Annotated in this window: 5 protein-coding genes and 4 pseudogenes; 1 reads left to right on the plus strand and 8 read right to left on the minus strand. The window is 53.5% G+C overall.

The annotated features are described in order from the left end of the window. Positions 1–162: 162 nt before the first annotated feature. From GZH79_RS04065 to GZH79_RS04085, 5 genes are read right to left on the minus strand one after another with little or no spacing between them, the layout of a single operon-like run. The gene (locus tag GZH79_RS04065) at positions 163–798 is read right to left on the minus strand and encodes a GNAT family N-acetyltransferase (protein ID WP_211642078.1); all 636 of its coding nucleotides are present in this window, start codon (positions 796–798) and stop codon (positions 163–165) included. A gap of 56 nt (positions 799–854) precedes the next feature. Then, a complete protein-coding gene (locus tag GZH79_RS04070; protein WP_211642081.1) occupies positions 855–2,252 on the minus strand; it encodes a long-chain fatty acid--CoA ligase in 1,398 nt (465 codons plus the stop codon). Continuing rightward, positions 2,245–3,486, minus strand: a complete 1,242-nt coding sequence (locus GZH79_RS04075) for an alanine racemase (protein WP_211642083.1) — start codon at positions 3,484–3,486, stop codon at positions 2,245–2,247. The genes GZH79_RS04070 and GZH79_RS04075 overlap by 8 nt, the downstream gene beginning before the upstream one ends. Before the next feature lie 51 nt (positions 3,487–3,537). Next, on the minus strand, positions 3,538–5,295 hold the full coding sequence (locus tag GZH79_RS04080) for a GSCFA domain-containing protein (RefSeq protein ID WP_211642086.1): 1,758 nt from the start codon (positions 5,293–5,295) through the stop codon (positions 3,538–3,540). Continuing rightward, positions 5,285–5,614, minus strand: coding sequence for an acyl carrier protein (locus GZH79_RS04085; RefSeq protein WP_211642088.1), 330 nt, complete (start codon positions 5,612–5,614; stop codon positions 5,285–5,287). Before GZH79_RS04085 ends, GZH79_RS04080 begins: the two co-directional genes overlap by 11 nt. A gap of 172 nt (positions 5,615–5,786) precedes the next feature. On the opposite strand from GZH79_RS04085, the pseudogene GZH79_RS04090 reads away from it, so the two are divergent. After that, positions 5,787–6,053: pseudogene (locus GZH79_RS04090) on the plus strand (transposase); the annotation flags it as partial. A gap of 17 nt (positions 6,054–6,070) precedes the next feature. Here GZH79_RS04090 and GZH79_RS04095 read toward each other — a convergent pair. The 3 pseudogenes from GZH79_RS04095 to GZH79_RS04105 form a co-directional block, all read right to left on the minus strand. Continuing rightward, a pseudogene (locus tag GZH79_RS04095) lies at positions 6,071–6,220 on the minus strand (IS256 family transposase); the annotation flags it as partial. A gap of 198 nt (positions 6,221–6,418) precedes the next feature. Then, a pseudogene (locus GZH79_RS04100) lies at positions 6,419–7,175 on the minus strand (IS5 family transposase). Between the two features lie 396 nt (positions 7,176–7,571). Beyond that, positions 7,572–7,853, minus strand: a pseudogene (locus GZH79_RS04105) (transposase); the annotation flags it as partial. Positions 7,854–7,942: the final 89 nt, after the last annotated feature.

The raw sequence follows: 7,942 nt of genomic DNA on the forward strand, positions 1-7,942 counted from the left end.
CTTCGCTGTATCTCGTTCGCTTCATTGTCCGTCCCTTCGTTGGGTCGGACTCTCATTCCAAATAGAGGAAAAATCCCGTGGCAGGTCAGGGGACGTATCTTAGATCATCGTCTCAGCCTCAGGCAGGCGATGACAATGACATGGTTACGAAGAAAACTTGGATTAAATCGGCTCAAAACCTTTTCGGTGCCACTCCATTTCCCAGATGGCATCTGGGGTGTCGCGGGCTGGGGATTGGAAAGTTGATGTGGTTAATACTTGAAAGCCGCATCCTTCCAAAATTTTACGCGAGCCAGGGTTGTCAGTGAAGACACCGGCAAACGTTTTTGTGAGTGCAAAACGAGCCTGCGTATACTCTAGGAATGCACGGACAGCTTCGGTTCCGTATCCCTTGCCGCGTGCAGATTCAGCCAGGAAATAGACAAGCGCTGTGGATAATCCGCCGAGACCGATGGCCCCGATAAGGGTGTTTTGCCGATCAAAAATACCAACCATAAAACCCAACCGACCCGTAAACCGGCGTTGGCGTTGCCATTTGACAGCAGCATCAAAGGACAAAGGGTGTTCAAGGTTTACCAACATGCGCGCAATAGATCGTTGACCTGCGATCTTATGGAATGCGGTTTCATCATCAGACGTCAGGGGGCGCATCCTGAGGCGACTGGTCATGAGATCAAACGGTGTTGCCACCGACCAACTTGTGCGGGTCAGTATGGCAATGTCAGGCTCTACGTCGGTGATCTTCAGCCTGTAGGGGTGCGGTGTTTGCATTTGCGCAGCGTCGAAACGAAGCTTCATGTACGACGCATCCGTTGTCATAAAAAAGCGTGTTGCAGAAACTGCAAGCAGGCTAGTCATTTCGAAAGTGTCACATAGTCGACCTTACCACTTGGCGTTCTTGGTAAAGCATTAGGGAAATGATAAGAGCGCGGAAGCTGAAACTTTGTGAGATTGGCGCGTGCGTATTGTTTCAACGCGGCACCATCCTCTACATTTTTCAAAACCGCGTACGCAATAATCTTACGACCAAGGCTTTTATCGGGCTGCGTGACAACGGCAACGGCAGTGACAAGGCCTGAGGCTGACAGGGTGCGCTCGACTGCATCAAGGGCAACTTGGACGTCCATCGTTTTGATCATCCGGTCTTTTCGGCCCTGTAGGTAAACAAAGCCATTTGCGTCGATCATCCCTATGTCACCGGTCCGCACTGCATTCATCTGGAAAAAAAGCTCTGATGTGCGATCGGGATCCCGCAAATAACCAAGGCACACACCAGCACCAGCGTGGATTAATGTGCCAAGAGTGCCGTGGGGCACGGGGGTGCCACTGTCATCAACGGCAGTAATTGTCACGCCGGGCAAAGCGCGCCCCACACTCATTTCACGGCCATCACGGTCATCGGGATGCAAGCTACAAGAGCGGTAAGTCTCGGTCAGGCCATAATTCGCGTACAGTTTGGAGTTAGGCAAAAGGACAGAAAGATCAGACACAAGCTCCGGCAGCAGATGTGATCCGGTGCTGGTAACTAATCGAACAGACGAAAGATCTGCACTGCGAATGTTAGAGATGCCATAAACCATACCCGCAAACACTGACGGTGTGCCCGCAAGAATAGTTGGATGATGAAGTTCAATCGCGTCGCTCAAGCTTTGCACGCTGGGCAGCGCGGGAAGCACCATCGACGTACCTTGCAGCAGACAAGAAAGGAGTTGGCCCCAGCCGTAATCGTGGGTCCATGACACCGGGCAGAGGATTTTGTCGTCTGGCCTGTAGCCAAACAAGTCGCTGATGCGCGCCGCCCCAGACATCAGATTGGCCGTTGATTGCATCACACCTTTGGGGTTCCCAGAAGAACCTGACGTAAAGACGACAGAGCCAATCTCGCTCGGTAAATCGTCGGTGTGTTGTTTGGGCGTGAGGGTATTCAGGCCATCCGTCGCCAGCAATGCTGCGGCGCCACTGACATCAATTGCATGGTCAAGGTGCGCGGTGGGTGCATCTGGTGAGACAAGAACCGGGAAGCTCTCTAGCGCCCAAGTGGCAAGAATGTTTGCCGCAACCGCGGCCGTGTTTGTAGATGAGACGACGAGTGGACGGCCATGACCAACGCCGGCTTCCGCCAAGAGTGGGGCCGCCGCAGCGGCCATATCGCGCAAAGCAGCGAAAGTGGTCGTTTCTTTATCCTTGGCGATAGCAATTTTGTCAGGGTGCAAGGCAGTGACCGCCTTAAACCTCACATAAAGTTCATGCATTACCATGGCCATGGATATGATTGTGGTGACTTTCCGTCACGTCCCGAAATTCACCGTCTTCAATGATAATCTCAAACGGTTCGGGGTGGCTGATGAAGCGACTGGGGCTGGCGGTAAGGCCGTAAGCCCCTGACAGTAACACAGCAAGAACATCACCGCGTTTGACGAAAGGCAAATTCAACGGCCCGGCGAGCGCATCAATTGAGGTGCACAGCGGCCCCGTGAGTTTGACCGATTCTTCAATAGAATTTGCTTCTGCGGTCAGATGCGCGACTGGCCAGTCTTTGCGGAAGACGGACCCCATCATCCCACACGCCGCCAGATGATTGTTAAAACCCGCGTCGCAAATGCGGATGTTCTGGCCACGGCTGATTTTCGTGCTCAAAACCGAGGTGAGCAGGGCACCCGCCGGGCCAACCACCCAACGCCCCAACTCAAGAATAAAAGTAGTATCGGCAAAGCCTGCATAACTGCGGAGCAATTTCGCGATGTGCAGGGTGCCGGCGGCGACCTTTTCCAGATCAAGCGGTGTTTGACCGTTGTGATAAGGAACGCCAAATCCCGCACCAAAGATCAATTTCTCAAGCTTGCGAGAGCCGCCATCGGCCAGTTCCGTGAACAGTCGCGCCATGTTTTCAAAGTTCTCGACAATTGTGTCGGCGGACAGGCTGTTGGAGCCGGTGTAAATATGCAGACCGACTAACGACAAGTTTGGGGCTGCATCAATGGCGGCCACTGCGTCGGCCGCACTTTGCTCATCGATACCAAATTGGGATGGCTTGCCTGACATACTGGCCCCAAAACCGCGCGGCACAAAGTCTGGGTTCACGCGGATCAGCACGTTTTGGGTGATGCCTTTGGTCGATGCAATCCGCGCAGCGTCTGCGATTTCTTCAAACGATTCCACCACAAGCTCACTGCCTGTGCCGATGAATAGCTCCAGCTCGGTCAGGCGTTTACCCGGCCCGGAAAACGAGATTTTCGCTGGATCAATGCCCGTTTTGCGGGCGCGCACAACTTCGGCATAAGACGATGCATCAAGGTTTTGGCCGCTATCGGCTGCTGTCTTTACAATGGCTGCGTTTGGGTTCGCTTTGATAGCGTAACTGACGTCAAATTGGGCGCCAAACATGCTGTTCAAAATAGCGAGGCGTGCGCGCATGACATCAAGATCATAAAGATAGACTGGGGTCGGCATACGCGCCGAGTCCTGCAGCGCGATCCAGTCACGCATGACCCGTAGGGAAATCGCTGGGCCAAGGGGAGGGACCATCGACAGACTTCCTTATTGCCACGCAGGCTGAATATCTCGGGACAAATCTGCCTGAAGTCGCTGGAAACGCGTCTCCAAAATGCCCCATTGCAACGCATCACCGATCTTATCCTTCAGGTTAATGATAGTTTCAAGCGTTGCAACATCCGCATGAGATTTCGCGTAGTTCAGCAACATCGTGGTCAGTCTGATCGAAGGTTTTTCGCTATCTGTGACATAGTTGGTCAACGGCAGAAATATATCGGCATGGTGGCCTTGCTTAGCCATCGATTGCGTCATGAGAAGTAACACTGTTTCGCGATCTTGCAGGGCAAGCGGATCGTCAGCATTATCAAGCATCGTTTTGGCCTGCTCCACAATCGCCCTGTGCTCGCCCTCACGGGCCATTTTCTTTAGAGCGGCGATCTCTTGCGCGTGCGCACCAGCAATTGTGGATGCTTTTTGACGCGCCTCAAACATCGCGTCAAACAACAACTCATACTGTTTCTGATCAATGTCCCAATCCATCAAATATACGAGCAAACGCTCAATCTGATGCTTATCACCTGTATTCTTCAGCATGTTCAGGACTTCTCGGATGTGCCGATCCGGGTCCGTGACCACACCTTCAACCAATCGGTCCAAAAGATATGTCATTGCTTCAAAATTCTTTGACACACCGCGTAACGCTCTTGTGTAGAGCATGTCCAATTCGTCATTGCGTAAATCAAAATTGGTTGCTTTTTCGGCTGCAACAACAGCAGCTTCAAAATCAAGCGCAATCAATTGCGCTTCGGTATGGCCGATCGCAGCCAGCAAGGTCGCGCCGCCACTGGGTCCTTCATAGGTTTCCAGCATATGCGCTACGCCACGGTTTGCTAGCGCTTGCGAAGTGTGGTTGGGACTATTCTCACGATATCCGAATTTAAAATCGCTCAGCATGGCCATTTCTAGAAACGGTAAATACTCTACGCGGTCATATTCGGCACAAACCATATCAGCAGCGGCACGCTGGGTTGCCTTGGCCAAAAACTGGTCTACTAGTGCATCGTCGTCGCCATGTACCGAAGGTTGGGAGACGGGCGAGACAGTAACAAGAATAAGCGGATCTTTCGTAGAATGTTCCAGAACAAGGTCGCAGAAACGGCGTAAGCTAGCGGCACAGGCGTCAACATCCAAACGGTGGAGTTCAAAACGGTCTGGCGCGTCGTCGGTCATGCGACGTGACGGCATGATGTTCAGGTAAAGCCCAGTTTTTCTATCAAACCATTGTTCAATGCCGCTCACTGACACGATAACAGTGTCAGCATTGTAAACACCTGCGTAACTCGTGTTATAGATCTTACGATATGTTTCTGCGTCTTGTTTCCCATGAGCGAAGGTCCAGTGGATCTGCATATCGACCCACTCACCCTCAACTTCGATCAGCGCATCATTGACGGCGTTATTGCTCGGATCGCGCGCCCAATCGATTTCATTAGTTGAGACATCAAGATTATAAATATTATAACGGCCAAATTGCTCCATTGCGGAGCCAGGCAAGCCAAGATCAGTAGGGCTGGACAGATAACGGCGTTCCGCACGATTCAGAGATTTTTCAATACTCCGGGCAAAGCAATTTCCAATAACAAAAAACGTCCCGTCATAAGGTATACGGGTTTCACTCTTTATTTTTGGTTTCGCGTAGGGAAAAAGGCGATCATAACCTTTCTTTATGCCCGGATATTGCCTAAGCTTGTTTGCTGAAACACTATTTTTAACATCGAAAAATGACCGTTTCTTAGCTGGCATTTTGACCACCACAAAACGCCATAATGTTATTAATAGAATCAAAGTTCTCCAGTGTTACAGCTGATTGCTCAATGGTCATATTGCCTTCGTCTTCAATGAAGGCAATCAATGATGTCATTGTGAAGCTGTCGATGTACCCATCAGAAAACAGTAATGTGTCATCTGAAATGTCTTCTCGACGCAGTCCTGCATCTTCACAAATAAAGTCAATCAAATCTTCTTTTTTCAACGAACTACCCCATGGATCAAACTTGCCGCGAACTGAATATACCCGCCGTTTCCTTTTCAGATCAAGAAAACCGGGCGAGATTGAGGCCAATCCTAGGTCTTGTATCGTCCAAGATCCCCGCGGCTTCCGTGGGAGGTTCTCCAACGCGGGTCGTGGACCCGCTGGCGCGCAGCGATTCGCCGCGACCCGCATCAGAAAACGCTGGACGTTACGAAGACTGCGCTTGGCGTCATGTGTGCGACATACCAGACCCAATGAAAATGCCGTGATCCAGGAAGCCTATGTCCACGGCGTTTCGACGCGGTCGATGGATGACCTCGTGCAGGCCATGGGCGGGACCGGCATTCCGAAGAGCCAGGTCAGTCGGCTCTGCGAAGAAATCGACTAGCCGGTCGATGCCTTCTTCACCCGGATGATCGAAGTAGAATGGCCCTACCTCTGGGCCGACGCCACTTACCTGAAGGTCCACCAAGGCGGCAGGATCGTCAGCGTCGCGGTCACGCTGGCGGTAGGTGTGATCACGAACGGCTGCGTTGCGCCATGCGCGCTGCACTTCTCGCTGTAGTCAGCGCCGGTCTGGGTGCCAACCTCCAGCTCCATCAGTGGTTCGACAGCAAAGTCGATCATCTCGCGAAGCACGACGGCATCACCACTGTTCTCTACAAACGCACGGATGTCCATCATGGGTTTGGTCATCGGGGATATCCGTCGGTTCAGGTTGGTTCAGCAACCCGACCCTACCGAAAAACTCTATGGCCACCGACAGCTACACCACGTCTGAGGACGTCACCGGAATCGCCGCGCATTGATGACATTACGACTTCGTTCGCCTGCAGCCGTGAGAGGACGAGAGGCTAAAATGTAGCCCGAAAATACCTGCGCTATACTCAGGACTCATAGCCAATAGATGACGATTGCGGCGAGAGCGATGGCGGAGAAGAAGGCCTTGGGGCACCGGTCGTATCTGGTTGCGACACGTCGCCAATCCTTGAGCCGGCCGAACATGATCTCGATGCGGCTGCGTCTTTTGTAGCGGCGCTTGTCATACTTCACCGGTGTATTGCGCTGCTTTCGGCCGGGGATGCACGCGCGTATCCCCTTGTCCTGCGGCGCTTCTCTGAACCAGTCAGCGTCATAGCCACGATCCCCGAGCAGCCATTTGACGTTTGGCAGGCCGCTGAGCAGTGCCCGCGCGCCGATATAATCGCTCACCTGCCCGGCGGTGACGAACAGATCAATCGGTCGACCTTGGCAGTCGCAAATGGCGTGCAGCTTCGTGTTCATGCCGCCCTGGGTGCGACCGATCAGGCTACCACGCCCCCCTTTTTGGCGGCCATGCTGGTCGCCGTTCGGTGGGCCTTCAGGTATGTCGCGTCAATCATCAAGGTCGTCTTTTCGCCGTGTTCCGCCGCCAGCCCGGCTATCATCCGCGCGAAGATGCCCTTGTCGCTCTAACGCTCCAGCGGCTGTAGCGCGCTTTGTGAGGGCCATATGCAGCAGGAGCGTCTCGCCAACGCAAGCCATTGCGATTGATAAAGATAATCCCGCTCAGCACCCGCTTGTCATCAACCCGGGGCTTCCCGTGTGACTTGGGAAAGAAAGGTGCCAGACGCGCCATCTGCGCGTCGGTCAGCCCAAAGAGATCGCTCATGTCACCGCTCCATTTTTGGAAGCGTGAATCACGCAGCGCCACAGAAATCAATGTATCCTGACCCTAGGGTCAGGACTTCGGTAACAGGGACCTTTCAGTCAAGGGCTTTTTGACATGCGTGTCCGGCCGCCTGTTTGCGGTTTGATGCGGGTTCTTTCTGAGCCGTCCTTTTATCACTGTCGCCTTCTTCTGAGATCACCCGGGTGCATGCTTCGGTCCGTGGTCAGCGCGGGGCTGCCAACATGATGCTGGTTCAATGCAATTCCGATGTGCCCATCTCATTGGCGTGCTCGATGTGAACCGGCAACAGTCCAGACCACGGCATCATCGAAACCACGTCCCTGGGGGACCTCGAAGGCCTGCAGTCAGGTAAGGGACGGCAGGAAACGCAATCTTTTAGGCCGCATTGGGCATGGCAATGTCTGACCGGAAGTCGGTATCATCGACCCACATCCTGTGCAGGATGACGCTGATACGCCTTGCTAAGGCAACCATGGCGCGTTTACCGCCACGGCGTCGCGCGACCTGCGCAGCCCATGTTCTCAGCCACGTCGACCGTCCGCGATGCATCATGACAGTCGCAGCCTGACATAACGCGCGGCGCAGATTGACGTCGCCCGCCTTCGTGATACCGCCCGATACGTCGCGTTCGCCTGACTGGTTGCGCGATGGCGTCATGGAGCTATGGTTGATTTTGGGTGACGCGCATCATCAGGCGGCGCGGTTTTCGGTATCGTTGGTCTGTTCTATACCGTCAGTGAACTTGA

The organism is Loktanella sp. SALINAS62 (genome assembly GCF_018263905.1).
GTDB lineage: Bacteria > Pseudomonadota > Alphaproteobacteria > Rhodobacterales > Rhodobacteraceae > Loktanella.